Source organism: Kitasatospora sp. GP82 (assembly GCF_029892105.1).
Lineage (GTDB): Bacteria > Actinomycetota > Actinomycetes > Streptomycetales > Streptomycetaceae > Kitasatospora.
On sequence record NZ_JARZAJ010000012.1, the window covers coordinates 51231 to 77152 of the forward strand.

The 25922-nt window shown below is 70.3% G+C and carries 23 protein-coding genes and 1 pseudogene; 14 read left to right on the forward strand and 10 right to left on the reverse strand.

What is annotated here, in order from left to right; genetic code table 11:
* The 5 genes from P3T39_RS14455 to P3T39_RS14475 form a co-directional block, all read right to left on the reverse strand.
* Positions 1 to 276: a hypothetical protein gene (locus P3T39_RS14455; protein WP_280697959.1), complete on the reverse strand. Its 276-nt coding sequence runs from the start codon at positions 274 to 276 to the stop codon at positions 1 to 3.
* Entirely contained in the window at positions 273 to 905 is a 633-nt protein-coding gene (locus P3T39_RS14460; protein ID WP_280697960.1) for a sigma factor, read from the reverse strand. Before P3T39_RS14460 ends, P3T39_RS14455 begins: the two co-directional genes overlap by 4 nt.
* Complete coding sequence (locus P3T39_RS14465; protein ID WP_280697961.1) at positions 902 to 1402, reverse strand: hypothetical protein; 501 nt, start codon at positions 1400 to 1402, stop codon at positions 902 to 904. Before P3T39_RS14465 ends, P3T39_RS14460 begins: the two co-directional genes overlap by 4 nt.
* Before the next feature lie 99 nt (positions 1403 to 1501).
* Positions 1502 to 2149 (reverse strand): MBL fold metallo-hydrolase, encoded by a 648-nt coding sequence (locus tag P3T39_RS14470; RefSeq protein WP_280698106.1) that lies wholly within the window; start codon positions 2147 to 2149, stop codon positions 1502 to 1504.
* 76 nt (positions 2150 to 2225) lie between these two features.
* Positions 2226 to 2978 (reverse strand): maleylpyruvate isomerase family mycothiol-dependent enzyme, encoded by a 753-nt coding sequence (locus P3T39_RS14475; RefSeq protein WP_280697962.1) that lies wholly within the window; start codon positions 2976 to 2978, stop codon positions 2226 to 2228.
* A gap of 372 nt (positions 2979 to 3350) precedes the next feature.
* On the opposite strand from P3T39_RS14475, the gene uvrA reads away from it, so the two are divergent.
* The 14 genes and pseudogenes from uvrA (at position 3351) to P3T39_RS14545 (ending at position 18816) form a co-directional block, all read left to right on the forward strand.
* Complete coding sequence (gene uvrA / locus P3T39_RS14480; protein WP_280697963.1) at positions 3351 to 6311, forward strand: excinuclease ABC subunit UvrA; 2961 nt, start codon at positions 3351 to 3353, stop codon at positions 6309 to 6311.
* Positions 6312 to 6555: 244 nt separating this feature from the next.
* Positions 6556 to 7032, forward strand: coding sequence for a Rieske (2Fe-2S) protein (locus tag P3T39_RS14485; protein WP_280697964.1), 477 nt, complete (start codon positions 6556 to 6558; stop codon positions 7030 to 7032).
* A 106-nt stretch (positions 7033 to 7138) separates the two neighbouring features.
* Entirely contained in the window at positions 7139 to 9163 is a 2025-nt protein-coding gene (gene uvrC / locus P3T39_RS14490) for an excinuclease ABC subunit UvrC (protein WP_280697965.1), read from the forward strand.
* Positions 9164 to 9221: 58 nt separating this feature from the next.
* Positions 9222 to 10166 (forward strand): RNase adapter RapZ, encoded by a 945-nt coding sequence (gene rapZ / locus P3T39_RS14495; protein ID WP_280697966.1) that lies wholly within the window; start codon positions 9222 to 9224, stop codon positions 10164 to 10166.
* Between the two features lie 46 nt (positions 10167 to 10212).
* Positions 10213 to 11304, forward strand: coding sequence for a uridine diphosphate-N-acetylglucosamine-binding protein YvcK (gene yvcK / locus P3T39_RS14500; RefSeq protein ID WP_280697967.1), 1092 nt, complete (start codon positions 10213 to 10215; stop codon positions 11302 to 11304).
* Positions 11295 to 12275 (forward strand): DNA-binding protein WhiA, encoded by a 981-nt coding sequence (whiA, locus tag P3T39_RS14505; protein WP_280697968.1) that lies wholly within the window; start codon positions 11295 to 11297, stop codon positions 12273 to 12275. The genes yvcK and whiA overlap by 10 nt, the downstream gene beginning before the upstream one ends.
* Positions 12276 to 12641: 366 nt before the next feature.
* Positions 12642 to 13646, forward strand: coding sequence for a type I glyceraldehyde-3-phosphate dehydrogenase (gap, locus tag P3T39_RS14510; RefSeq protein ID WP_280697969.1), 1005 nt, complete (start codon positions 12642 to 12644; stop codon positions 13644 to 13646).
* 164 nt (positions 13647 to 13810) lie between these two features.
* A complete protein-coding gene (locus P3T39_RS14515) occupies positions 13811 to 15016 on the forward strand; it encodes a phosphoglycerate kinase (protein ID WP_280697970.1) in 1206 nt (401 codons plus the stop codon).
* A gap of 4 nt (positions 15017 to 15020) precedes the next feature.
* Positions 15021 to 15806, forward strand: coding sequence for a triose-phosphate isomerase (gene tpiA, locus P3T39_RS14520; protein WP_280697971.1), 786 nt, complete (start codon positions 15021 to 15023; stop codon positions 15804 to 15806).
* Positions 15807 to 15893: 87 nt separating this feature from the next.
* Positions 15894 to 16130, forward strand: coding sequence for a preprotein translocase subunit SecG (gene secG, locus P3T39_RS14525; RefSeq protein ID WP_280697972.1), 237 nt, complete (start codon positions 15894 to 15896; stop codon positions 16128 to 16130).
* 203 nt (positions 16131 to 16333) lie between these two features.
* The gene (locus tag P3T39_RS14530; protein WP_082119361.1) at positions 16334 to 16669 is read left to right on the forward strand and encodes an RNA polymerase-binding protein RbpA; all 336 of its coding nucleotides are present in this window, start codon (positions 16334 to 16336) and stop codon (positions 16667 to 16669) included.
* Between the two features lie 155 nt (positions 16670 to 16824).
* Positions 16825 to 17259: a GntR family transcriptional regulator gene (locus P3T39_RS14535; protein ID WP_280697973.1), complete on the forward strand. Its 435-nt coding sequence runs from the start codon at positions 16825 to 16827 to the stop codon at positions 17257 to 17259.
* Positions 17256 to 17833, forward strand: a pseudogene (locus tag P3T39_RS14540) (hypothetical protein). The gene P3T39_RS14535 and the pseudogene P3T39_RS14540 overlap by 4 nt, the downstream one beginning before the upstream one ends.
* Positions 17830 to 18816, forward strand: coding sequence for an ABC transporter permease (locus P3T39_RS14545; RefSeq protein WP_280697974.1), 987 nt, complete (start codon positions 17830 to 17832; stop codon positions 18814 to 18816). Before P3T39_RS14540 ends, P3T39_RS14545 begins: the two are co-directional and overlap by 4 nt.
* A gap of 154 nt (positions 18817 to 18970) precedes the next feature.
* On the opposite strand, the gene pgl is transcribed toward P3T39_RS14545, so the two are convergent.
* From pgl to tkt, 5 genes are all read right to left on the reverse strand, one after another.
* A complete protein-coding gene (gene pgl, locus P3T39_RS14550; RefSeq protein WP_280697975.1) occupies positions 18971 to 19756 on the reverse strand; it encodes a 6-phosphogluconolactonase in 786 nt (261 codons plus the stop codon).
* Positions 19753 to 20838, reverse strand: a complete 1086-nt coding sequence (gene opcA / locus P3T39_RS14555; protein ID WP_280697976.1) for a glucose-6-phosphate dehydrogenase assembly protein OpcA — start codon at positions 20836 to 20838, stop codon at positions 19753 to 19755. Before opcA ends, pgl begins: the two co-directional genes overlap by 4 nt.
* Positions 20835 to 22400: a glucose-6-phosphate dehydrogenase gene (zwf, locus tag P3T39_RS14560; RefSeq protein WP_280697977.1), complete on the reverse strand. Its 1566-nt coding sequence runs from the start codon at positions 22398 to 22400 to the stop codon at positions 20835 to 20837. Before zwf ends, opcA begins: the two co-directional genes overlap by 4 nt.
* Before the next feature lie 43 nt (positions 22401 to 22443).
* A complete protein-coding gene (tal, locus tag P3T39_RS14565) occupies positions 22444 to 23583 on the reverse strand; it encodes a transaldolase (RefSeq protein WP_280697978.1) in 1140 nt (379 codons plus the stop codon).
* 180 nt (positions 23584 to 23763) lie between these two features.
* Complete coding sequence (tkt, locus tag P3T39_RS14570; protein ID WP_280697979.1) at positions 23764 to 25863, reverse strand: transketolase; 2100 nt, start codon at positions 25861 to 25863, stop codon at positions 23764 to 23766.
* Positions 25864 to 25922 lie beyond the last annotated feature (59 nt).

Genomic DNA, 25922 nt, shown 5'->3' on the forward strand with positions numbered 1-25922 from the left:
TCAAGCCCCCTGGAGATCTTGGTAGTTGCCGACCCGGGCGGTCAGGTGCACGCTGCACCGTCCGGCCGGGAGGTGCGCGAAGTGCTCGGCGCCGATCAGGTCGACGCCCTCGGCGTTCCACGGCTCGGTGCGGCGCTCCAGTCGCGCGGCGAGCCGGTACACGGCGACCAGCAGCACGTGGTGCGGGTTGTCGGCGTCCAAGCGCATGAGCAGCATCAGGATGTGGAGCGGAGCGGTGGCCACGTAGTCGGGCAGGCGGTGCCGGGTGGCGGTCACTGCCCGCCACCTGCCCCGACGACCGTCTTGCGCGGGGTTGCCACCAGCCCGTGCAGGTCTCCGGCGTTGGCGTTCCACGCCGCGCGGGCCAGGGCGACCGCCCGGCCGGCAGCAGCGAACTCGTTCAGGGCGGCCGCGCGGGCCTCACCGGTTGCCGCTTTGCGGGCCTCGGCGCGGGCGATGCTGTCCGGGCGGATGGCGTTCGCCGCGGCGGCGCAGGCCACGGAGTGCTGATTGGTGACGGCCCTGTACGTCTCGGCGGCCAGCGACAGGGCGTCCTTCGCGGCCTCCAACTCCGCGAAGAGCCCGGCCAGGTGCGGAGTGACGGCGGCGCCGCTGGCGACCTCGGTGACGTTGGTGCTCGCGAAGTCGGTGGCGGTCTCTCGGGAGCTGGCCCGCCGGAAGTGGTCGGCGACGGTGCGGTCGGCGATCAGCAGGAGCAAGGCGCGGGGGTGCTCGACGAGGACGCCGGCGTTGAGCTTGCGCCAGAGACTGAGGAACGTCTCGGCGGTGAGGTCTTCGGCGAGCTGCGGGTCGGCCCGGTAGAGGCGACTGGCGACGTGGACGGTGATCTGCCGCGAGTAGTCGCGGTAGATGGCCTCGAACTGCTGGTCGTGGCTGGTGGTCACAGTGCCACCGCCGCGAGGGTCTCGAACTCGACCGGGGCGGCCAGAGTGGGGGCCTGCTTGACCTTCAGCGACGGCGCCGCCGACTTCATCGGCACGGGCCCGAGCCCGTGCTGCTTGAAGATCCGGGCGATCTCCTGCAGGTCGGCGGTCTGCCGGTTGGAGGCGATCCGCTCGACCAGCCAGCCGCCGTACTGGCCGGCGGGGAGCCGGTCCAGGATCTTCTTCGCGGCGCGCTTGCCGCGGTCGGCGCGGCGGCCCTGGTCGGCGGCCCGGTTGTACTCGGCGGCGGCGGCCTCGATGTCCGCGAGCTCCGGCATGTCGTCGAGGCCGTACACGTCGGCGGGGTCTTCGGCCGGCTCGACCGGCTGGGCCGGGAGCTCGGGGGCCTTGAAGAGCGAGGCGGGGTTGGTGACGCTGCGGACGGCGCGGGTGATGGTACCGGCGATGTCGCGGAGCGAAGTCACGCGGGACTTGCGGGGCATGGCAAACTTGCTCACAGCTGGGCTCCCTGGTCACACAGGCGAGTTCGGTGAGGCCCTGCTGCGGTGCTCTAACACCAAAGCGGGGCCGCCTTGCTTAGGCGGCCCCGTCAGCTGCTACCAGCCGCGAGCCCACCACTCCTGAAGCTGCGGACGCTCCGCGCCGAGAGTGGTGTCGTTCCCGTGGCCGGGGTAGATCCAAGCCTCATCTGGCAGAGCGAAGACCTTGGCCTCCAGCCCTTCCATGAGTGACTTGAAGTCTTCCGGCTGTGTTGTCCGTCCGGGACCGCCTGGGAAGAGGCAGTCGCCGGTGAAGACGTGCGGGTGCCCCTGGGGGTCGTCGTAGATCAGCACGATCGCCCCCGGCGTGTGGCCCACCAGATGGCGGACGGTGAGCTCGACCTGGCCGACCCGCACCACATCGCCGTCGTCCAGCAGTAGATCGGTGGGCACCGGGATGCCGGGGGCGTCGATCCGCCCGGCCGCCGTGCGGGCGCCGGTGGCGGCGACCACCTCGGCGAGCGCGGCCCAGTGGTCGTGGTGCTGGTGGGTGGTGACCACGGTGGCCAGCCGCTCGCCGACCGTCTCCAGCAGGATCGGCGCCTCGGCGGCGGCGTCGATCAGCAACTGCTCGTCGGTGGCCCGGCAGCGCAGCAGGTACGCGTTGTTCTCGTAGGGGCCGACCGCGACCTTGGTGATGATCAGGTGCGCGAGCTCCCGCACGTCCGGCGAGCCGCCGACCTTCACCGCTCCGTGGTACGTCATCGCGTCGCTGCTCCTCGTCAGTCCTGAGTACTCGTTCCGAGTGCTCGTCATGCCGGTCACCTGAATCATGGCCCGCTCAGCCCAGCGGCGGAAGCTCCGGCAGGGTGTTCCTGGAGCCGGTGAGCAGCTCGCCACCCCGGTGGACCTGTAGACCGTCGCCGTCCGCGCGTCCGGAGATCCAGGCGGTCAGCACCCGGACGGGGCCCTCGACGGTGAGCTCGGGCTCGGCGCCGACCGGGCCGAGCCGGGCCAGGGTGCCGGTGTCCCGGGCGGTCAGCAGGACGGCGGGCAGCCCGTCCACGGCGAACTGCCGTGCCAGCCGGACCAGCTCGGCGACGGCGAAATCCTCCGGCCAGTGCGCGGGGGTGTACCCGGCGCCGAGGTCGACGTGGTGGTACTCCAGTTCCTGCCGGCGCTTGACCGGGAGCTGCCAGGCCGGGAAGACCGCGCCGCTGCGGTGTCGGACCGAGGCGCTCCAGGCGTCGTCGGACAGCTTGGCGGCGGCCGCCGTGAACCGTGCGTCGCTGGCCCGGAGGTCGGCGAGCTGCTCGGTGAGCGGGCGGCCGGCGCCGGACCTGATGTCGTCGTCGCGGGCCGTCTCGCTGGCGTACTGGGGGATGTGCCGGCCGGTGCGGGCGCCGTCCAGCAGGTTGACCAGGGAGTCGGCGTTGCGTGCGAGGTGGGTCAGCACATGCCCCCGGCTCCAGCCGGGCAGTGCCGAGGGCTCGCCGAGGGACTCGGTGTCCAGCTCGGTGACGGTGTGCAGCAGGCGGTCGGCGGACTCTGCGACGGCCTTCAGTGCGGCGGTGGCGTTCTCGGCGTCGGCCATGGTTCCTCCAGTGCGGTCTGGGGCAGGCGTTGCCCGGACGGGTGCCTGCTCGTTGTCAGCGGTGGCGGTCAGCGGTGAATCTATCCGGAGGTCGCGGCCCTGAGCAGGGGTTTTCTCGCCAGAGAAGATCGCTGCCGCAGGCGTGCATCACTCGTTCGGGTGGTCTCGGCTGGACAAGCTCGATATTCGAACGTCTGAGCTATAGGCTGGCGTGCGGCAAGCTGGAAGAAATCACCCGATTGCGCAGTTGCCGACTGAGCAGTCCCGGCGGCGCCCGTCGCGACAGACCGTCCCGACGCAGACCGTCCCGACTCCCGAAGTCCCCGACTCCCGTAGTCGCAGCCACCTCCCCCGGGAAAGGCGCCAGAAGCAGTGGCAGACCGCCTCATCGTCCGCGGTGCTCGCGAGCACAACCTCAAGAACGTCTCGCTCGACCTGCCGCGGGACTCCCTGATCGTCTTCACCGGCCTCTCCGGGTCCGGCAAGTCCTCCTTGGCCTTCGACACGATCTTCGCCGAGGGCCAGCGGCGGTACGTGGAGTCGCTGTCCTCGTACGCCCGCCAGTTCCTGGGGCAGATGGACAAGCCCGATGTGGACTTCATCGAGGGTCTCTCCCCGGCGGTCTCGATCGACCAGAAGTCCACCAACCGGAACCCGCGTTCGACGGTCGGCACCATCACCGAGGTGTACGACTACCTGCGGCTGCTCTTCGCCCGGATCGGCAAGCCGCACTGCCCGCACTGCGGCCGCCCGATCGCCAAGCAGTCGCCGCAGGCCATCGTCGACCGGGTGCTGGAGCTCGCCGAGGGCACCCGCTTCCAGGTGCTCAGCCCGGTGGTACGCGAACGCAAGGGCGAGTTCGTCGACCTGTTCGCCGACCTCCAGTCCAAGGGGTACGCGCGCGCCCGGGTGGACGGCACCACCGTCCAGCTGACCGAGCCGCCCACGCTCAAGAAGCAGGAGAAGCACACCATCGAGGTGGTGATCGACCGCCTCACCGTCAAGGAGAGCGCCAAGCGCCGCCTGACGGACTCGGTGGAGACGGCACTGAAGCTGGCCGGCGGCATGGTGGTGCTCGACTTCGTCGACCTCCCCGAGGACGACCCCGAGCGCGAGCGGATGTTCTCCGAGCACCTCTACTGCCCCTACGACGACGTCTCCTTCGAGGAGCTCGAGCCGCGCTCCTTCTCCTTCAACTCCCCGTTCGGCGCCTGCCCGGACTGCTCGGGCCTGGGCAACCGGATGGAGGTCGACCCGGAGCTGGTCATCCCCGACCCGGAGCGCTCGCTGGACGACGGCGCCATCCACCCGTGGTCCCAGGGCCACACCAAGGAGTACTTCCAGCGCCTGGTGGACGCGCTGGCCGGCGAGCTGGGCTTCCGTACCGACATCCCCTGGGCCGGGCTGCCCGCCCGCGCCAGGAAGGCGCTGCTGTACGGGCACAAGACCCAGATCGAGGTCCGCTACCGCAACCGCTACGGACGCGACCGCTCGTACACCACCTCCTTCGAGGGCGCGATCCCGTTCGTCACCCGCCGCCATTCCGAGGCGGAGAGCGACAGCAGCCGCGAGCGCTTCGAGGGCTACATGCGCGAGGTGCCCTGCCCGGCCTGCGAGGGCACGCGCCTCAAGCCGGTGATCCTCTCGGTCACCATCCAGGACAAGTCGATCGCCGACGTCTCCGCGATGTCGATCAGCGACTGCGCCGAGTTCCTGGGCGCGATGAAGCTCACCGCGCGGGACAAGCAGATCGCCGAGCGGGTGCTCAAGGAGGTCAACGAGCGCCTGCGCTTCCTGGTCGACGTGGGCCTGGACTACCTCTCGCTCAACCGCGCCGCGGGCACCCTCTCCGGCGGCGAGGCCCAGCGCATCCGCCTCGCCACCCAGATCGGTTCCGGCCTGGTCGGCGTGCTGTACGTCCTGGACGAGCCGTCCATCGGCCTGCACCAGCGGGACAACCACCGGCTGATCGAGACGCTGGTGCGGCTGCGCGACATCGGCAACACCCTGATCGTCGTCGAGCACGACGAGGACACCATCAAGACGGCCGACTGGGTGGTGGACATCGGCCCCGGTGCCGGTGAGCACGGCGGCAAGGTGGTGCACTCCGGGTCGCTGAAGGAGCTGCTGGCCAACGACGAGTCGATGACCGGCCAGTACCTCTCCGGCAAGCGCTCCATCCCGATCCCGACCGCCCGCCGCGAGCGCGACCGCAAGCGCCAGATCACCGTGCACGGTGCCCGCGAGCACAACCTCAGGGACGTCACGGTCGGCTTCCCGCTCGGCACCTTCACCGCGATCACCGGTGTCTCGGGCTCGGGCAAGTCCACCCTGGTCAACGACATCCTCTACACCCACCTCGCCCGTGAGCTGAACGGCGCCCGCAGCGTGCCCGGTCGGCACACCCGGATCACCGGTACCGACCTGGTGGACAAGGTGGTGCACGTCGACCAGTCGCCGATCGGTCGCACCCCGCGCTCCAACCCGGCCACCTACACCGGTGTGTTCGACCATGTCCGGCGGCTCTTCGCGGAGACGCAGGAGGCCAAGGTCCGCGGCTATCTGCCGGGGCGCTTCTCCTTCAACGTCAAGGGCGGCCGCTGCGAGAACTGCTCCGGCGACGGCACCATCAAGATCGAGATGAACTTCCTGCCGGACGTCTACGTCCCGTGCGAGGTCTGCCACGGCGCCCGGTACAACCGGGAGACGCTGGAGGTCCACTACAAGGGCAAGTCCATCTCCGAGGTGCTGGACATGCCGATCGAGGAGGCCCTGCACTTCTTCGAGGCCGTCCCGGCGATCGCCCGCCACCTGAGGACGCTCAACGACGTCGGCCTCGGCTACGTCAGGCTCGGCCAGTCCGCGCCGACGCTCTCCGGGGGTGAGGCACAGCGCGTCAAGCTCGCCTCCGAGCTGCAGAAGCGCTCCACCGGGCGGACGGTCTACGTCCTGGACGAGCCCACCACCGGCCTGCACTTCGAGGACATCAGCAAGCTGATCAAGGTGCTCGACGGGCTGGTGGAGAAGGGCAACACCGTCATCGTCATCGAGCACAACCTCGATGTCATCAAGACCGCCGACTGGATCGTCGACATGGGCCCCGAGGGCGGCAGCGGCGGTGGCATGGTGGTCGCCGAGGGCACGCCCGAGGAGATCGCCTCGATCACCGCCAGCCACACCGGCAAGTTCCTCCGCGACATCCTGGGCGACGGCCAGGTCGACGCTCCGGCACCGGTCCTGCCGAAGGCCCGTACCGCGAGGGCGGCAAAGGCCGCGACCACGAAGGTGGGCTCGGCCAAGACGTCCACCCGCAAGCGGGCCGCCGCGAAGTAGCGCGAACCATCGGGGGCGCGGGGCTCTGTTCGATCAACTGCGTGCGCGACCAGCCATGCACCTCCGTAGAGGGCCGGTCGCGCACACAGTTGATCGAACAGAGCCTCGCGCCCCTGGGTGGTGCATGGCCGGTCGGGTGCCTTGCAGTGGGGGTGCATGGCTGATCGGCTGCCGGGTTCTTAAGCGGGCGGGCATAGACTGCCGCCGGTCCTGCCCGTACCCCGTCCCGAGGGAGACGTCACCGATGTCCGAGGCCATCGAGAGCCCCACCGCCGCCACGCCCGAGACCTCCCGTCGGACGCTACTGTGCGGCGCGAGCGCCGTTCTGGCCGTCGGCGGTGCCATTGCGGTCAGCGGGTGCTCCTCGCCGTCCTCCACGGGCGAGTCCGCGAGCAGCTCGACCAAGCAGGCCACCCAAGCGGCCGGACCCGTCGACGTCGGCCCTGCGGCGGACGTCCCGGTCGGCGGCGGCACGGTCTACCGCGAGAAGAAGATCGTGGTGACCCAGCCGACGGCCGGCCAGTACAAGGCGTTCAGCGCCGTCTGCACCCACGCGGGCTGCGTGGTGGACAAGGTCGCCGACGGCCAGATCAAGTGCCCCTGCCACGGCAGCCGCTTCGCCATCGCGGACGGCGCCGTCCAGGACGGCCCGGCGCCCTCGCCGCTGCCCGAGTACAAGGTCGTCGAGCAGAGCGGCAGCCTTCAGGTCACACCCTCCTGAGCCACCGGCCCCTCGTACCGCACCAGCCCCTCATACAACACCGGTCACCGTGACCGGTGTTCGGGACGGTCCCCGGAGTGTCGGTCGGGATCGGTACGGTAGAGCCATGGCCGACCCCTCCACGTACCGCCCGGCACCTGGTGCGATCCCGACCTCGCCCGGTGTCTACAAGTTCCGTGACGCGCACGGGCGGGTCATCTACGTCGGCAAGGCCAAGAGCCTGCGGCCGCGGCTCTCCTCGTACTTCCAGGACGTGGCGGGTCTGCACCCGAGGACGGCGACCATGGTCACCACCGCAGCCTCGGTGGAGTGGACGGTGGTCGCCACCGAGGTCGAGGCGCTCCAGCTGGAGTACTCCTGGATCAAGGAGTTCGACCCCCGCTTCAACGTCAAGTACCGCGACGACAAGAGCTATCCGGAGCTCGCCGTCACGCTCAACGAGGAGTTCCCCCGGGTCCAGGTGATGCGCGGGGCGCACAAGAAGGGCGTGCGCTACTTCGGTCCGTACGGGCATGCCTGGGCGATCCGCGAGACGGTCGACCTGATGCTGCGGGTCTTCCCCGTCCGCACCTGCTCCAACGGTGTCTTCAAGCGCGCCCAGCAGGTCGGCCGCCCCTGCCTGCTCGGCTACATCGGCAAGTGTGCCGCGCCGTGCGTCGGCCGGATCTCCCAGGCCGAGCATGTCGAACTGGCCGAGGAGTTCTGCGACTTCATGGCCGGCCGCACCGGTGGCTACCTGCGCCGCCTGGAGCAGCAGATGCAGGAGGCCGCCGTCGCGATGGAGTACGAGCGCGCGGCCAGGCTGCGCGACGACATCGCGGCGCTCAGGCGCGCGATGGAGAAGAACGCGGTGGTCCTCGGCGACGGCACCGACGCCGACCTGTTCGCCCTCGCCGAGGACGAGTTGGAGGCCGCCGTGCAGATCTTCCACGTCCGCGGCGGCCGGGTGCGCGGCCAGCGCGGCTGGGTCACCGACAAGGTCGAGGACGTCGACACCGCCGCCCTGGTCGAGCATGCGCTCCAGCAGCTCTACGGCGGCGGCACCGAGTCCGTCCCGCGCGAGGTGCTCGTCCCCGAGCTGCCCCGCCCGCTGGAGCCGGTGCAGGAGTGGCTGAGCGGTCTGCGAGGCTCTCAGGTGGACCTGCGGGTGCCGCAGCGCGGCGACAAGAAGGACCTGATGGTGACGGTCCAGCGCAACGCCCAGCAGGCGCTCGCGCTGCACAAGACCAAGCGCGCCTCCGACCTGACCACCCGCAGCCGGGCCCTCCAGGAGATCACCGACGCACTGGAGTTGGACTCCGTCCCGCTGCGCATCGAGTGCTTCGACATCTCCCACCTCCAGGGGGACGACGTGGTCGCCTCGATGGTGGTCTTCGAGGACGGTCTGGCCCGCAAGAGCGAGTACCGGCGGTTCCAGATCAAGGGTCTTGCCGGAGGCGGGCAGTTCGATCGCAGTGCGGGGCAGGACGACGTCCGCTCGATGCACGAGGTGATCAGCCGCCGCTTCCGCCGCTACCTCCAGGAGCGCGAGCAGACCGGCGAATGGGCCGTCCCCGAGGAGGACGACGACACCACGGCCAACGGCCCGGTCGATCCGGAGACCGGGCGGCCCAGGCGTTTCGCCTACCCGCCCCAGCTGTTGGTGGTCGACGGCGGCCAGCCGCAGGTCGCCGCCGCCAAGCGGGCGTTGGACGAGCTGGGCATCGACGACGTCGCACTCTGCGGTCTGGCCAAGCGACTTGAGGAGGTCTGGCTGCCCGGTGAGGACGACCCGGTGGTGCTGCCCCGCAGCAGCGAGGGCCTCTATCTGCTCCAGCGAGTCCGCGACGAGGCGCACCGCTTCGCGATCACCTACCAGCGCAGCAAGCGCGCCAAGCGCTTCACGGCGGGGGAGCTGGACTCCGTCTCCGGTCTCGGTGAGACTCGCCGCAAAGCGTTGCTCAAGCACTTCGGCTCGCTGAAGAGACTGCGCGCGGCCACCGTGGACGAACTCTGCGAGGTCCCGGGTATCGGCAGGCGGACGGCGGAAACTGTTGCCGCAGCGTTGGCCTCTCGTACACCGGCCGCACCCGCGGTGAACACCGCAACCGGCGAGATCATTGAAGACGACGCAACGCAGGAGACGCCTTGACGGCCGACGCCGCCCGTCAGTCCCCGAGGCCCTTCTCACTCTCCAGAGTGAGACAGGGATGCCCGGGCGACGCCAGACGCGTTCTCCCCAGCAGAACCATCGAAAGCGGGGAACCGAAGTGACAGTGTCCGACGTGGGCGAGAGCGCCCCAGAGCTGGTGATCATCTCCGGGATGTCCGGAGCCGGCCGCAGCACCGCAGCCAAGTGCCTGGAGGACTTGGGCTGGTTCGTCGTGGACAACCTGCCTCCGGCTCTCATTCCGACCATGGTCGATCTCGGCGCCCGCTCCCAGGGCGCGGTGCCCCGGATCGGCGTCGTGGTGGACGTCCGGGGCCGCAAGTTCTTCGACGACCTGCTGACTTCCCTGGACGAGCTGGAGAAGCGCGGGGTGAGACTCAGGGTGGTCTTCCTGGAGTCCTCGGACGACGCCCTGGTGCGCCGTTTCGAGTCCGTCCGCCGCCCGCACCCGCTGCAGGGCGACGGCCGGATCGTGGACGGCATCAGCCAGGAGCGCGAGCTGCTGCGCGACCTGCGCGGCGAGGCCGATCTGGTGATCGACACCTCCAACCTCAACGTCCATCAGCTCAGGGGCAAGATGGACGCCCAGTTCAGCGACCACGACGAGCCCGAGCTGCGGGCCACCGTGATGTCCTTCGGCTTCAAGTACGGCCTCCCGGTCGACGCCGACCTGGTGGTGGACTGCCGCTTCCTGCCCAACCCGCACTGGGTGCCAGAGCTGCGCGCCCGTACCGGTACCGACAGCGACGTGGCGGACTACGTCTTCCAGCAGCCCGGCGCCAACGAGTTCCTCAACGGTTACGCGGAGCTGCTGCGGATTGTGACCGAGGGGTACCGCAGGGAGGGAAAGCGGTACATGACCCTTGCCGTAGGCTGCACCGGTGGCAAGCATCGAAGCGTCGCCATGTCCGAGCGGCTGACGAAGCGTCTGATCGCGGACGGCGTGGAAACGGTGCTGGTCCACCGCGACATGGGCAGGGAGTAAGTCCTGCGGGAGTGACATCACCGTCCCGCCGGCCGCTTCCAGGGGTATGAAACAGGAACGTGGGGTCGGTGTGACGGGATACTCGCCAGTACGGCAGCAGCTCCAGCACAAGTCTGCCGACCGGCGGGATCACCCTGCACCCAGGCCCCGCCCCGGCGCGCCCAGAATCACCGCGCTGGGCGGGGGCCAGGGCCTGTCCGCCTCGCTCTCGGCGCTGCGCCGGCTGACCACCGAGCTGACCGCCGTGGTCACCGTCGCCGACGACGGAGGCTCCAGCGGACGGCTGCGGGCCGAGCTCGGCGTGCTGCCCCCCGGGGATCTGCGCAAGGCGCTGGCCGCGCTCTGCGGCGACGACGACTGGGGCCGCACCTGGTCCGAGGTGATCCAGCAGCGCTTCACCGGCGACGGCGAGCTCGGCGGCCACGCGGTCGGCAATCTGCTGATCGTCGCGCTCTGGGAGAAGCTGGGCGACCCGGTCGAGGCCCTCAACTGGGTCGGCCGGCTGCTCAACGTGCAGGGCCGGGTGCTGCCGATGTCGGCCGTTCCGCTGGACATCGAGGCGCAGGTCCGCGGCCACGACCCGGCGCGCCCGGACGAGATCAGCTTCGTCCGGGGGCAGGCCGACGTGGCGGTGACCCCCGGCACGGTGCAGTCGATCCGGCTGCTGCCCGAGGAGCCGCCGGCCGTACCGGAGGCGGTGACGGCGGTGCTGGAGGCGGACTGGGTGGTGCTCGGGCCGGGGTCCTGGTTCACCAGCGTGCTGCCGCACCTGCTGGTCCCCGAGCTGGCCAAGGCGCTCACCGAGACCCGGGCGCGTCGCCTGCTGACCCTCAACCTGGCCCCGCAGCCGGGCGAGACCGAGGGCTTCACCCCGCAGCGCCACCTGGAGGTGATCGCCGACCACGCCCCCGATCTGGCGGTGGATGCGATCCTGGTGGACGAGCGGGCGGTCACCGGCGGCGCCTTCGGCGTGGCCGACCTGGAGGGCCTGGAGAAGGCCGCCGAGCGGATGGGCGCCGCCCTGGTGCTCGGCCGGGTGGCGCGCACCGACGGCACGCCGCGACACGACCCGGAGCTCTTGGCGGCTGCGTACGACCGGATTTTCCGGACACATGGAAGGATCGGCCCATGGCGATGACGGCAGCGGTGAAGGACGAAATCAGCCGGCTCCCCGTCACCCGGGCCTGCTGCCGCAAGGCGGAGGTCTCGGCGATCCTGCGATTCGCGGGCGGTCTGCACATTGTGAGCGGCCGGATCGTGATCGAGGCGGAGCTGGACACCGGCATTGCGGCGCGGCGGCTGCGCAAGGACCTGCTGGAGATCTTCGGACACTCCTCGGATCTGGTGGTGATGGCCCCCGGCGGCCTGCGACGCGGCAGCCGGTACGTGGTGCGGGTGGTGAAGGACGGCGAACTGCTGGCCCGGCAGACCGGGCTGGTGGACGGGCGCGGAAGGCCGATCCGGGGTCTTCCCCCGGCGGTGGTCTCCGGGGCGACCTGTGATGCGGAGGCCGCCTGGCGCGGGGCTTTCCTGGCCCACGGCTCGCTGACCGAGCCGGGCAGGTCCTCCTCACTGGAGATCACCTGTCCGGGTTCCGAGGCGGCGCTGGCCCTGGTCGGCGCGGCCCGGCGGCTCGGTATCCCGGCCAAGGCCCGCGAGGTGCGCGGGGTGGACCGGGTGGTGATCCGGGACGGCGACGCGATCGGAGCGCTGCTGACCAGGCTGGGTGCGCACGAGTCGGTGCTGGCCTGGGAGGAGCGCCGGATGCGCCGCGAGGTGCGGGCCACCGCCAACCGGCTGGCCAACTTCGACGACGCGAACCTGCGCCGCTCGGCCCGCGCGGCGGTCGCGGCCGGTGCCCGGGTGGCCAGGGCGCTGGAGATCCTCGGCGACGAGGTGCCCGAGCACCTGGCCGCCGCCGGTCAGCTGCGGATGCAGCACAAGCAGGCCTCGCTGGAGGAACTGGGGGCGCTGGCCGACCCGCCGCTGACCAAGGACGCGGTGGCCGGACGGATCCGCCGTCTGCTGGCGATGGCCGACAAGCGGGCCGCCGAGCTGGGCCTGCCCAGCACCGAGGCCAACCTCACCGACGAGATGGCGCTCAACTGACCGGTACCCAGCTGACCGGGGTCCGACTGACAGCATCCAACCGGCAGGGCCGTACGGTCTCAACAGGCGAACGGCCGGTGTCCGCATCGCGGGCACCGGCCGTTCCCTGTCCGGACGGTCGTTCCCGGGTCGGAAGGCGGTGCCGCCCGAGGCAGTTCGCAGGCCGTCGCAGGAGCGGGACCAACTGCCCTGCCCGGGTGGGGCCGAGGGCCCGGGACACGCTGCCAGGGCCGCCACGCCAAGGGCTTGACGGAGAGGCGATGTGCCCAGCCGACGTCGGGAGGGGTAGGGTCATGGGTGGTCGGGGACATCCCATTTCCACCCCGTCGGCATAGTTCCGGCGTACCTAACGAGGAGATCGGTTTCGTGACGATCCGGGTAGGCATCAACGGATTCGGCCGCATCGGCCGCAACTTCTTCCGTGCGGTTAAGGCCCAGGGCGCGGACATCGAGATCGTCGGTGTCAACGACCTGACCGACACGAAGACCCTGGCGCACCTGCTCAAGTACGACTCGATCCTGGGTACCTTCCCGGGTGAGGTCAGCCACACCGCCGACAGCATCACCGTCGACGGCAAGACCTTCAAGGTCATCGCCGAGCGCGACCCGGCCAACCTCCCCTGGGGCGAGCTGGGTGTGGACATCGTCATCGAGTCCACCGGCATCTTCACCAAGGCCGAGGCGGCCAAGAAGCACGTCACCGCCGGTGCCAAGAAGGTCATCATCTCGGCGCCCGCCACCGACGAGGACGTCACCATCGTCATGGGCGTCAACGACGACAAGTACGACCCGGCGAACCACACGGTCATCTCCAACGCCTCCTGCACCACCAACTGCGTGGCGCCGCTGGCCAAGGTGCTGAACGAGAACTTCGGCATCGTCAAGGGCCTGATGACCACGGTCCACGCGTTCACCAACGACCAGGTCACCCTGGACTTCCCGCACAAGGACCTGCGCCGCGCCCGCGCCGCGTCGATCAACATCATCCCGACCTCGACCGGTGCCGCCAAGGCCACCGCGCTGGTCCTGCCGGAGCTCAAGGGCAAGCTGGACGGCACCTCGCTGCGCGTCCCGGTCCCGACCGGCTCGATCACCGACCTGGTCGTGACCCTGGAGCGCGAGGTCACCGTCGAGGAGGTCAACGCGGCCTTCCAGAAGGCGTCCGAGGGCAGCCTCAAGGGTATCCTGCAGTACACCGAGGACCCGATCGTCTCCTCCGACATCGTGAACTCGCCGTTCTCCACGATCTTCGACTCCCTGATGACCATGGTCCAGGGCAACCAGGTCAAGGTCTTCGGCTGGTACGACAACGAGTGGGGCTACTCCAACCGCCTCGTCAACCTGACCACCCTCGTCGGTGGCCAGCTCTGACCAGCGGGAGCTGACATGAGGTAAGTGGCAGGGCCCGGAAGGCACTTGAGCCGTCCGGGCTCTGTCCCTTGTCCAACACGTGTCTCTGCGCACCCTCACTCTTTCTTGGCGGCCCGGTGCCGTGCCGCCGCCGGGCGTTACCTTCTCCCCAGGAGACCCGAACCGTGAAGACCATCGAAGACCTGGACGTCGCCGGTAAGCGTGTGTTCGTCCGCGCCGACCTCAACGTGCCGCTGTCGGACGGCAGGATCACCGACGACGGCCGGATCCGCGCCGTCGCCCCGACCATCGCCAAGCTGGTGCAGCGCGGCGCTCGCGTGGTCGTCGCGTCGCACCTGGGCCGCCCGAAGGGCGAGCCCGACCCGCAGTTCTCCCTCGCCCCGGTCGCCGTGCGCCTGGGTGAGGTGCTCGGCCAGTCCGTCTCGTTCGCCACCGACACCGTCGGCGAGAGCGCGAAGGCCACCGTCGCCGCCCTGGCCGACGGCGAGGTCACGCTGCTTGAGAACCTGCGCTTCAACGCGGGCGAGACCAGCAAGGACGACGCCGAGCGCGGCACCTTCGCCGACCGGCTCGCCGCCCTGGCGGACCTCTACGTCGGCGACGGCTTCGGTGCGGTGCACCGCAAGCACGCCTCGGTCTACGACCTGCCGGCCCGGCTGCCGCACGCCGTCGGCGACCTGATCGCCACCGAGGTGGCCGTGCTCAAGCGCCTCACCGAGGACGTCGCCCGCCCGTATGCGGTGGTCCTCGGCGGTGCCAAGGTCTCCGACAAGCTCGGTGTGATCGACAGCCTGCTGGGCAAGGCCGACCGGATCCTGATCGGTGGCGGCATGGCGTACACCTTCCTCGCGGCCAAGGGCTACGAGGTCGGCATCTCGCTGCTGCAGAAGGACCAGATCGACAACGTCAAGGCGTACATGAAGCGGGCGGAGGAGAGCGGCGTCGAGTTCGTCCTGCCGGTCGACATCTGCGTCTCCGCGCACTTCCCCGACACCAAGACCCACGCCCCGGTGCCGGACTTCGAGATCGTCGACGCCGACAAGATCCCCGCGATCAAGGAGGGCCTGGACATCGGCCCGAAGACGCGGGAGCTGTTCGCCTCGAAGCTGGCCGACGCCGCCACGGTGTTCTGGAACGGCCCGGTGGGCGTCTTCGAGCACCCGACCTTCGCCGAGGGCTGCAAGGCCGTCGCGCAGGCGCTGCTGGACAGTGACGCGTTCACCGTGGTCGGCGGCGGCGACTCCGCCGCGGCCGTTCGCATCCTGGGCTTCGACGAGACGAAGTTCGGGCACATCTCGACCGGCGGTGGCGCAAGCCTCGAGTACCTGGAGGGCAAGACCCTTCCCGGTCTCGCCGCCCTGGAAGGCTGATCGTATGACTGAGCGCCTCCCGCTGATGGCGGGCAACTGGAAGATGAACCTCAACCACCTCGAGGCCATCGCCCACACCCAGAAGCTGGCCTTCGCGCTGGCCGACAAGGACTACGAGGCGGTCGAGGTGGCGGTCCTGCCGCCGTTCACCGACCTGCGCTCGGTGCAGACCCTGGTCGACGGCGACAAGCTGAAGATCAAGTACGGCGCCCAGGACCTCTCGGCGCACGAATCCGGTGCCTACACCGGTGAGATCTCCGGCTCGATGCTCGCCAAGCTGAAGTGCACCTATGTGGCCATCGGCCACTCGGAGCGCCGCCAGTACCACGGTGAGAACGAGGAGATCGTCAACGCCAAGGTCAAGGCCGCCTACCGCAACGGCCTGCTGCCGATCCTGTGCATCGGCGAGCCGCTGGAGATCCGAAAGGCCGGCACCCACGTCGAGTACACCCTGGCGCAGCTGGACGGCGCGCTGGCGGACATCCCGGCGGACCAGGCCGAGCAGATCGTCGTCGCGTACGAGCCGGTCTGGGCGATCGGCACCGGCGAGGTGGCGACTCCCGAGGACGCCCAGGAGGTCTGCGCGGCGATCCGGGTACGCCTGGCCGAGCTGTACGGCGCCGAGCTGGCCGACAAGGTCCGCATCCTGTACGGCGGTTCGGTGAAGTCCTCCAGCGCGGCCGGTCTGATGGCCAAGGCGGACATCGACGGCGCGCTGATCGGCGGCGCTTCGCTCGACGCCGACGAGTTCGTCAAGATCGTGCGCTACCGCGAGCAGGCAGTAGGCTAACGCCGCCGCAGCAACGTAGGCTTTGGGGCCGGACCGCATCGGCGGCCCGGCCCCTTCGCCGAAGATACGTAGAGAGTTGGTCCCGTCGTGGTTCTCGGGTTCTCGATTGCCCTGATCATCTTCAGTCTGTTGATGGTCCTCCTGGTGCTGCTGCACAAGGGGAAGGGCGGCGGCCTGTCCGACATGTTCGGCGGTGGCGCGATGTCGGCCGGTGGCGGCTCCGCAGTGGCCGAGCGCAACCTCGACCGCATCACCATCATCGTGGGCATCGGATGGTTCGCCTGCATCGTGGTGCTCGGCCTGCTGCTCAAGTACAAGGGCTGACAACCGAATCACGGCCTGTCGGCTGCCCGTCCCCGGATCCGGGCGAGTGGGCCGAGGATCTGACGGTGCGTCTCTCGGGCGCTTATGCTGGAATGCGCCCGGAGGCGGTGGTGGCAGATCCTTAACTCCCGCTTACACTGGGACGACTTCGCCACCGTCCGCAGATAGCGGCGGGCGGCAGTGGATACGCAGGGAGTCAGACCGTGGCAAGTGGCAACGCCATTCGTGGCAGCAGAGTAGGCGCCGGCCCGATGGGCGAGGCGGAGCGCGGCGAGTCCGCCCCCCGTAACCGGATCTCCTTCTGGTGCGCCAACAAGCACGAGACGCGCCCCAGCTTCGCGGCCGAGGCTGCGATCCCGGACACCTGGGACTGCCCGCGCTGCGGCTTCCCGGCCGGCCAGGACGAGCACAACCCGCCGGCGCCCTCGCGCAACGAGCCGTACAAGACGCACCTCGCGTATGTCCGCGAGCGCCGTACCGACGCGGACGGCGAGGCCATCCTGGCCGAGGCGCTCGCCAAGCTGCGCGGCGAGATCTGAGTACGCGTCACCGTAGTACCTGGGCTGGGCCATTGGCCCGGCCCTTTTTCCTTTGCCTTTTTCCTTCCCCGCGAGCGCACCTCACGAGCCCCGTCGTCGACTCGGGTTGACGGTGGGGCTCTCTTGCACCACCATTCCACTAATCAACTAGTGGAATGGTGGTGCAAGTGGTCGACTATCGCATCGACCGGCGAAGTGGTGTCGCCACCTACCTCCAGATCGTGCAGCAGACCAAGCAGGCCCTCAGGCTCGGCCTGCTGGTGCCGGGGGACCGGCTGCCGACTGCCAGACAGGTGGTGGAAGCCACCGCCATCAACCCGAACACGGTGCTGAAGGCGTACCGGGAGCTGGAGCGCGAGGGCCTGGTCGCGCCCCGCCCCGGCCTCGGCACCTTCGTCCTGCGGACACTGGCCCGCGAGGAAGCGGCGCCCGACTCCCCGCTGCGCACGGAACTGGCGGCCTGGGCCGCCAGGGCCCGGCGGGCCGGGCTGGACCGGGACGACATCGCCGCCCTGGTCACCGCCGTGGTCGACGAGGAGTTAAGGGCCCGTCCGGGGGGCGCGGCCGAGAGGGACAAGGGGAACCGATGACCGAGTTCTACACCGGCGACGGCGACGACCGTGCCGAGACCGGGCCGACCGCCCTGGTGGCCGACGGCCTGGGCAAGCGGTACCGGCGCGGCTGGGCCCTGCGGGACTGCTCCTTCCGTCTGCCCGCCGGGCGGATCTGCGCCCTGGTCGGCCCCAGCTGACGGCCGAGGCCGCCGAGCGCGGCACCACCGTGCTGATGTCCTCGCATGTGGTCGCCGAACTGGAGGAAGCCTGTGACTACCTCGTCCTGCTCTCCGAAGGTAGGGTCCTCCTAGCGGGTGACATCGAGGAGATCGTCGACGCTCACCGGATCGTCACCAGCGCCGCCCCACAGGGCAGTACGCCCGCCGTACCGGGCCCACCGGCCCAACTCGCCCCACACCTGGTGATCGAGACCCGCCGCACCGGCCGCCAGATCACCGCCTTGCTCCGCCCCGACGGCCCGCTGCCCGTCGGCTGGCATGCCGAGACTCCCACCCTGGAGGAAGTCCTGCTGGCCCACCTCCGTACCCCCGGTGCCCCCGCCCTGCTCACCGACGAGGCCCGCCCGGCAGCCCTGGCGGTGTCGGTATGAGCGTCGGCCGGACCACCGCCGTCGAGGGCCGTCCGTGCCCGCACGGCCTCCGCTGGTTGATGTGGCGTCAACACCGACTGCTGGCCTGGTCCTGGCTGGCCGTGATCGTCCTGGCCGCCGCGGTCTTCCCGTTCCTGCGCAGCGCGATGGTCGACTACATCGACAGCCACCACATCGCCGGCTGCGCCGGGATATCCCTGGACTCCGAGTGCCAGGGCCAGGGCATGCAGCAGTCGGTGATGAACTTCCGCGAGCACTACGGACTGCTGCTCAAGGGCATCGGTGCGCTGCTCCTGCTGCTGCCCACAGCGCTCGGAGTCTTCGTGGCCGCCCCGCTGTTCGCCCGCGAACTGGAGAGCGGCACCTGGCGACTGGTGCTGGCGCAGTCGGTCAGCCGGACCCGCTGGGTGCTCGCCAAGCTCGCCACCGTCGCGCTGATCGGGACGCTCGGCTCCGCGGCGCTGATGCTGCTCTACCGCTGGCTCTGGCTGCCCTCCGCCAACGACGTCTCCGGAGTGGCCTGGTCCAGCCGGGCGTTCATCGTCTCCGGCGGCCCGGTCCTGGTCGCCACCGTCCTGCTGGCGCTGGCGATCGGCGCCACCGTGGGGGCCCTGCTGGGGAGGGTGGTCCCGGCGATGGCCGTGACCCTCGGTGTGATGGTGGTGTACCAGTACGCGATCTCCACCGTCCGCCCGTACCTGGTGGGCTGGAAGACCGAGTACGTCTCACGCTCGCAACTGCCCAACAACACCTGGGGCTTCGGCCAGGGCTACATGCGCCCGGACGGTACGAAGCTGCCGATGGACGCGTGCCTGCGCCAGCCCGACTATCAGGCCTGCATGGCCGACGCGAGGGAGTACACCAACCTCCACCACGCCTCCGACTACTGGCCGTTGCAGGGCGTCGAGTCCGGCATCTGCCTCGTCCTGGCCGCCGCACTGGTCGTCTTCCTGCTGCTGCGCACCCGCCGCCGCATGGCCTGAGCCACCAGGGGCAACGCGAACAGGCGGTCAGGGGCGCGGGGCCCTGCTTGATCAACTGCGTGCGCGAAACCTTCCGCTGCGCGCACGCAGTTGATCAAGCAGGGCCCCGCGCCCCTGACCGGTTAACCGTTGCCCTGAGAAGGGTTGGCTTCGGCTAGGCCGGCGGGTACAGGCCGGACGGGATCTTCGCTGCCGCTGCGCGGTCGAGCAGCCACAGGGTGCGGCTGAAGCCACGGGCGGCGGAGGCCGGGGCCTGGAGTGCCCCGGGGCCCGACAGTGCCAGCGCCACGGCGTCGGCCTTGTCCTCGCCCGCCGCCAGCAGCCAGACCTCGCGGGCCGCCCGGATGGCCGGGAGGGTGAGCGAGATCCGGGTGGGCGGGGGCTTGGGCGCCCCGCGTACGCCGATCACGGTGAGTTCGGTCTCGCGGACGCCCGGGTGCTCCGGGAACAGCGAGGCGACATGGGTGTCCGGGCCGACGCCGAGCAGCAGCACGTCGAAGGCCGGGACACCGGCGTGGTCACCGGGACCGGCCGCCTTGGCCAGCTCCTGGGCGTAGCGGGCGGCGGCGGCCTCCACGTCGGAGCCGTCCACCCCGTCCGAGGCGGGCATCTCGTGCACCCGCGCCGGGTCGACCGGGACGGAGCCGAGCAGTTCCGCGCGGGCCTGGACGGCGTTCCGCTCCGTGGCCTCGGCCGGGACGAAGCGCTCATCGCCCCACCAGAGGTCCAGGTGCGCCCAGTCCACCGCGTCGCGCGCCGGGGAGGCGGCGATCGCGGCGAGCAGGGCGTTGCCGTTGCGCCCGCCCGTGAGCACCACCGAAGCGGTGCCACGGGCGGCCTGGGCGTCCACGATCCGGGTGATGAGCCGGGCTGCGGCCGCCTGGGCCATCAGCTCCTTGTCGCGGTGGACGACCAGCTGCGGCGTGGTGGCCGCGGTCACGAGGAGGCCCGCTTCCTGGGCGCGGCCTTCTTCGCGCCCTTCTCCGCCGCTGCCTCCTCGGCGGCCGGCACCTGGGCGGTCGCCCCGTCCGGGTCGCCCGCGTCCGCCTCGACCACCGGGGTGGCCGCAGCGACGGCCGGGTCGGCCTTGGCGTCGGACTCGCGCAGCCGGTCCACCGGGGTGCGGACGGCTGCCGCGTAGATGTCGTCCGGGTCGAGCCGGCGCAGCTCCTCGGCGATCAGCTCCGAGGTCTCGCGGCGCTTGAGCGCGACCTGGCGGTCCGGCGAGCCGGGCATGGAGAGCGTGCCCATCAGACCGTCCGGGCGGTCCAGGACGATCTCGCCGTCCTTGGTCCGCAGGGTGACCGAGGTGATCCCGGGGCCTGAGGTGACCACCCGCTCGACTGGGACGCGCAGTCGGTTCATCAGCCACAGCCCGAGCAGTTCGACACTCGGGTTGTAGGACTCGCCCTCGACCACGGCGGAGGTGATCTTCACCGGGTGCTGGTCCAGGGCGGCGGCCAGCATGGAGCGCCAGCCGGTGATCCTGGTCCAGGCGAGGTCGGTGTCGCCCGGGGTGTAGCTCTCGGCCCGCTGGGCGAGCTGGCCGACCGGGGACTCCGCGGTGACGGCGTCGGTGATCCGGCGCTGGGCGAGCGCGCCCAGCGGGTCCTGTGCCGGGTGCAGCGGGGCGTTGTCCGGCCACCAGACCACCACTGGGGCGTCGGGCAGCAGCAGCGGGAGCACCACCGACTGGGCGTGCGCGGCGAGTTCGCCGTGCATGCGCAGGATGACGGTCTCGCCCGAACCGGCGTCCGAGCCGACCAGGATCTCGGCGTCGAGCCGGGTCTCGGCCCGGGCCCGGGGCGAGCGCCCGGCGCGCTTGATGACCGCCAGGGTGCGGTTGGGGTGCTCGCGGGAGGCGTCGTTGGCGGCCTTGAGCGCGTCGTACGCGCTGCCCTCGTCGGTGACGATGACGAGGGTGAGCACCATGCCGGCCGCGGCGTTGCCACCGGCCCGGCGGGCGTCCATCAGCGAAGCGTTGATCTTGCTGGACGTGGTGTTGGTCAGGTCGATCTTCATGGCCGACGCCAGCTCCTGCCGTCTCGTGCGAGCATCTCGTCCGCCTCGGTCGGCCCCCACGTCCCGGCGGGGTACTGGGCGGGAGTGCCGTGGGTGTCCCAGTATTTCTCGATCGGGTCGAGGATCTGCCAGGAGAGCTCGACCTCCTGGTGGCGCGGGAACAGGTTGGCGTCGCCGAGCAGGACGTCCAGGATGAGCCGCTCGTACGCCTCCGGGCTGGACTCGGTGAACGACTCGCCGTAGGCGAAGTCCATGGTGACGTCGCGGACCTCGAAGGAGGTGCCCGGCACCTTGGAGCCGAACCGCACCGTCACACCCTCGTCCGGCTGCACCCGGATGACCAGGGCGTTCTGCCCCAGCTCCTCGGTGGCGTAGGCGTCGAAGGGCAGGTACGGGGCGCGCTTGAAGACCACCGCGATCTCGGTGACCCGGCGGCCGAGGCGCTTGCCGGTGCGCAGGTAGAACGGGACGCCCGCCCAGCGGCGGTTGTTGATCTCCAGCTTGATCGCCGCGTAGGTGTCGGTCTTGGACTGCGGGTTGATGCCGTCCTCGTCCAGGTAGCCGACCACCTCCTCGCCACCCTGCCAGCCCGCCGCGTACTGGCCGCGCACGGTGTGCTTGCCCAGGTCGGCGGGGAGCTTGACCGCGCTCAGCACCTTGAGCTTCTCGGCGACGAGAGCCTTCGGGTGGAAGGACGCGGGCTCCTCGATGGCGGTCAGGGCCATCAGCTGGAGCAGGTGGTTCTGGATGACGTCACGGGCCGAGCCGATGCCGTCGTAGTACCCGGCACGGCCGCCGATACCGATGTCCTCGGCCATGGTGATCTGCACGTGGTCCACGTAGGACCGGTTCCAGATCGGCTCGAACATGGTGTTGGCGAAGCGGAGCGCCAGGATGTTCTGGACGGTCTCCTTGCCCAGGTAGTGGTCGATCCGGAAGACCTCGTCCCGGGGAAAGACCTCGTGGACGACCCGGTTCAGCTCCTGGGCGCTCTCCAGGTCGTGGCCGAACGGCTTCTCGATCACCGCACGGCGCCAGGAGCCCTTCGGAGCGTCGGCCAGGCCGTGCTTCTTGAGCTGCTGGACGACGATCGGGAAGGACTTCGGCGGCACCGACAGGTAGAAGGCGAAGTTGCCGCTGGTGCCCTGCGCCTCATCGAGGTGCTCGATGGTCTTGCGCAGGTGCTCGAAGGCGTCGTCGTCCTCGAAGTCGCCCTGGACGAAGCGCATGCCCTTGGCGAGCTGCCGCCAGACCTCCTCGCGGAAGGGGGTACGGGCGTGCTGCTTGACGGAGTCGTGGACCTCCTTGGCGAAGTCCTCGTCCTCCCACTCGCGGCGGGCGAAGCCGACGAGTGAGAAGCCCGGCGGCAGCAGACCCCGGTTGGCGAGGTCGTAGATGGCCGGCATCAGCTTCTTGCGCGACAGGTCGCCGGTGACACCGAAGATGACCAGCCCGGACGGGCCGGCAATGCGCGGCAACCGGCGGTCGGCTGGGTCGCGCAGCGGGTTCGAGGGCGGGAGCGGGGGTTCGCCCTGCTCGACCTCGGGGAAGTCAGTGCTCACTTCGTGGGCTCCGCTTTCGATGGGACGGGTGTGAGCAGGACGGTCACTTCTCGCCGGCGAAGGAGGCCAGGGAGGCGGTGACGGTGTCGAGCAGCTCGTTCCAGGACTGCTCGAACTTCTCCACGCCCTCGTCCTCCAGCACCTGGACCACGTCGTCGTAGTCGACACCGGCGGCGGCGATGGCGTCCATCACGGCCTTGGCGTCGGCGTAGTTGACGGTGATGGTGTCACCGGTGACCACGCCGTGGTCGTCGGTGGCGTCCAGGGTGCCTTCGGGCATGGTGTTCACGGTGCCGGGGGCGACCAGCTCGGTGACGTACAGGGTGTCCGGCAGGGCCGGGTCCTTGACGCCGGTGGAGGCCCACAGCGGGCGCTGCGCCTTGGCGCCGGCGGCCTCAAGGGCCTTCCAGCGGTCGGAGCCCTGCCTCGAACCGTCGGCCGAGCCGAACACCTCCTCGTACGCCTGGTAGGCGAGGCGGGCGTTGGCCAGGCCGGCCTTCGAGCGGAGCTCCCTGGCCTCGCCGCCGATCTTCTCCAGGCGCTTGTCGATCTCGGTGTCCACGCGGGACACGAAGAAGGAGGCGACCGACTCGATGCCGGAGAGGTCCAGGCCGGCGGCCTTGGCCTGCTCCAGACCGGTCAGGTAGGCGTCCATCACCGCGTGGTAGCGCTCCAGGGAGAAGATCAGCGTGACATTGACGCTGATGCCCTTGCCGAGCACGGCGGAGATGGCGGGCAGACCGGCCTTGGTGGCGGGGATCTTGATGAACACGTTGGGACGGTCCACCAGCCACCACAGCTGCTTGGCCTCGGCGACGGTGGGGGCGGTCTCGTGCGCCAGCCGCGGGTCGACCTCGATGGAGACCCGGCCGTCGCGGCCGTTGGAGGCGTCGTAGACCGGGCGCAGCACGTCGGCCGCGTCGCGCACGTCCGAGGTGGTGATCATGCGGACGGCCTCGTCGGTGCTGACCTTGCGGACCGCCAGGTCCTTCAGCTGGCCCTCGTAGGCGGTGCTGCCGCCGCCGATGGCCTTCTGGAAGATGGTCGGGTTGGTGGTGACACCCACCACGTGCTTGCTCTGCACCAGTTCGGCCAGGTTCCCGCTGTTCAGCCGATCGCGGCTGAGGTCGTCCAGCCAGATCGCCACGCCTTCGTCGCTGAGGCGCTTCAGTGCGTCAGTCATGGTGCTTCATCCTCTTCTTCGTCTTTGTTCGTCTGCTGTGGGGTCGTCAGACGGGCCGGGCATCCAATGTGCGGTCGGATGCCCGGCTCGCTACATCCCGCCGGCCTCCGGGCGCTGTGGTCCGATGTCGACGCTGGTGGCTCTCGGCATCGGCGCGCCCTTCGGTCGGCGGGGGTGGTACTAGCGGGAGACGGCCTCGACCGTGCGGAGCGAGGCGCGGGCGGCGTTGGCCACGGCGTCGGCGGTCAGGCCGAACTCGTTGAACAGCACCTTGTAGTCGGCGGAGGCACCGTAGTGCTCCAGGCTGATGATCCGACCGGCGTCGCCGACCAGCTCGCGCCAGCCCTGGGCGATGCCCGCCTCGACCGAGACCCGGGCCCGGACGTTCGGCGGCAGCACGCTGTCGCGGTACGCCTGGTCCTGCTCGTTGAACCACTCGATGGACGGCATGGACACCACGCGGGTGGCGATGCCGTCGGCCTCCAGCGCCTCGCGGGCCTTGACCGCGAGCTGCACCTCGGAGCCGGTGCCGATCAGGATCACCTGCGGGGCGCTGTTGGACGCCTCGGCCAGCACGTAACCGCCCTTGGCGGCGCCGTCGGCCGAGTGGAAGACCTCGCGGTCGAAGGTCGGCACACCCTGGCGGGTGAGGGCGAGGCCGACCGGGCCCGGGTGGCTGGAGTGCCGCTCGGTGATGGTGCGCCAGGCGACGGCCGTCTCGTTGGCGTCGGCCGGGCGGACCACGGCCAGGCCCGGGATGGCGCGCAGTGCGGCCAGGTGCTCGACCGGCTGGTGGGTCGGGCCGTCCTCGCCGAGGCCGATCGAGTCGTGCGTCCAGACATAGGTGACCGGGAGCTTCATCAGCGCGGCGAGGCGGACGGCCGGGCGCATGTAGTCGGAGAACACCAGGAAGGTGCCGCCGAAGACCCGGGTGTTGCCGTGCAGCGCGATGCCGTTCATGGTCGAGCCCATGGCGTGCTCGCGGATGCCGAAGTGGATCGTCCGGCCGTACGGGCTGGCCGACTTCAGCGGGTTGCCCTCGGGCAGGAAGGAGCTGTCCTCGTCGATGGTGGTGAGGTTGGACTCCGCGAGGTCGGCCGAGCCGCCCCACAGCTCCGGGATCACCGCGCCGAGCGCCTTGAGGGTGTCGCCGCTGGCCTTGCGGGTGGCGACGTCCTTGCCGGCCGGGAAGACCGGCACGGCCTTCTCCCAGCCGTCGGGGAGCTCACCGGCGGTGATCCGGTCGAACTCGGCGGCGCGCTGCGGGTTGGCCTCGCGCCAGGCGTGGAAGGACTCCTCCCACTCGTGGCGCTTCGCCTTGCCGCGCTGGACGACCTCGCGGGCGTGGTTGATGACGGTGTCGCTGACCTCGAAGTGCTTCTGCGGGTCGAAGCCCAGCACCTTCTTGGTGGCGGCGATCTCGGCCTCGCCGAGCGCCGAACCGTGCGCCTTGGCGGTGTTCTGCGCGTCCGGCGCGGGCCAGGCGATGATGGTGCGCATCGCGATGATCGACGGGCGGGAGGTCTCGGCGCGGGCCGCGTCCAGGGCCGTCGCCAGAGCGTGCACGTCGATGTCGCCGTCGGCCTTGGGGGTCACGCGCTGGACGTGCCAGCCGTAAGCCTCGTAGCGGGTCAGGACGTCCTCGGAGAAGGCGGTCGCGGTGTCGCCCTCGATCGAGATGTGGTTGTCGTCGTAGAGCGCGACCAGGTTGCCCAGCTTCTGGTGCCCCGCCAGCGAGGACGCCTCGGCGGAGATGCCCTCCTCCAGGTCGCCGTCGGAGACGATCGCCCAGATGGTGTGGTCGAACGGGGACTCGCCCGCCGGGGCCTCGGGGTCGAACAGACCGCGCTCGTAGCGGGCGGCCATCGCCATGCCGACCGCGTTGCCGATGCCCTGGCCCAGCGGCCCGGTGGTGGTCTCGACACCGGCGGTGTGGCCGTGCTCCGGGTGCCCCGGGGTGCGGCTGCCCGCGACGCGGAACGCCTTGAGGTCGTCCAGCGACAGCCCGTAACCCGCGAGGTAGAGCTGGGTGTAGAGGGTCAGCGAGGTGTGCCCGGGGGAGAGCACGAAGCGGTCGCGCCCGGTCCAGGCCGGGTCGGTGGGGTCGTGGCGCAGGAAGCGCTGGAAGATCAGGTACGCCGCGGGGGCCAGCGACATGGCCGTACCGGGATGTCCGTTGCCAACCTTCTGGACGGCGTCCATGGCCAAAACCCGGGCCGTGTCGACCGTCCTCTGGTCCAGCTCGGTCCACTCGAATGTGTTCGTCGGCGTGGTGCTCACCCTGAGTCAGGGCTCCTTCCATAAATGAAGAGTGACCCCGTGAGGGACCGGGTCGGCCC

Excerpts from the sequence above, each read along its gene's own strand:
- P3T39_RS14470 (WP_280698106.1), bottom strand. The coding sequence starts at position 2,149 with ATGACGTACCACGGAGCGGTGAAGGTCGGCGGCTCGCCGGACGTGCGG.
- P3T39_RS14475 (WP_280697962.1), bottom strand. The coding sequence starts at position 2,978 with ATGGCCGACGCCGAGAACGCCACCGCCGCACTGAAGGCCGTCGCAGAG.
- P3T39_RS14485 (WP_280697964.1), top strand. The coding sequence starts at position 6,556 with ATGTCCGAGGCCATCGAGAGCCCCACCGCCGCCACGCCCGAGACCTCC.
- uvrC (WP_280697965.1), top strand. The coding sequence starts at position 7,139 with ATGGCCGACCCCTCCACGTACCGCCCGGCACCTGGTGCGATCCCGACC.
- rapZ (WP_280697966.1), top strand. The coding sequence starts at position 9,222 with ATGCCCGGGCGACGCCAGACGCGTTCTCCCCAGCAGAACCATCGAAAG.
- yvcK (WP_280697967.1), top strand. The coding sequence starts at position 10,213 with ATGAAACAGGAACGTGGGGTCGGTGTGACGGGATACTCGCCAGTACGG.
- whiA (WP_280697968.1), top strand. The coding sequence starts at position 11,295 with ATGGCGATGACGGCAGCGGTGAAGGACGAAATCAGCCGGCTCCCCGTC.
- tpiA (WP_280697971.1), top strand. The coding sequence starts at position 15,021 with ATGACTGAGCGCCTCCCGCTGATGGCGGGCAACTGGAAGATGAACCTC.
- P3T39_RS14535 (WP_280697973.1), top strand. The coding sequence starts at position 16,825 with ATGGTGGTGCAAGTGGTCGACTATCGCATCGACCGGCGAAGTGGTGTC.
- P3T39_RS14545 (WP_280697974.1), top strand. The coding sequence starts at position 17,830 with ATGAGCGTCGGCCGGACCACCGCCGTCGAGGGCCGTCCGTGCCCGCAC.
- opcA (WP_280697976.1), bottom strand. The coding sequence starts at position 20,838 with ATGAAGATCGACCTGACCAACACCACGTCCAGCAAGATCAACGCTTCG.
- tal (WP_280697978.1), bottom strand. The coding sequence starts at position 23,583 with ATGACTGACGCACTGAAGCGCCTCAGCGACGAAGGCGTGGCGATCTGG.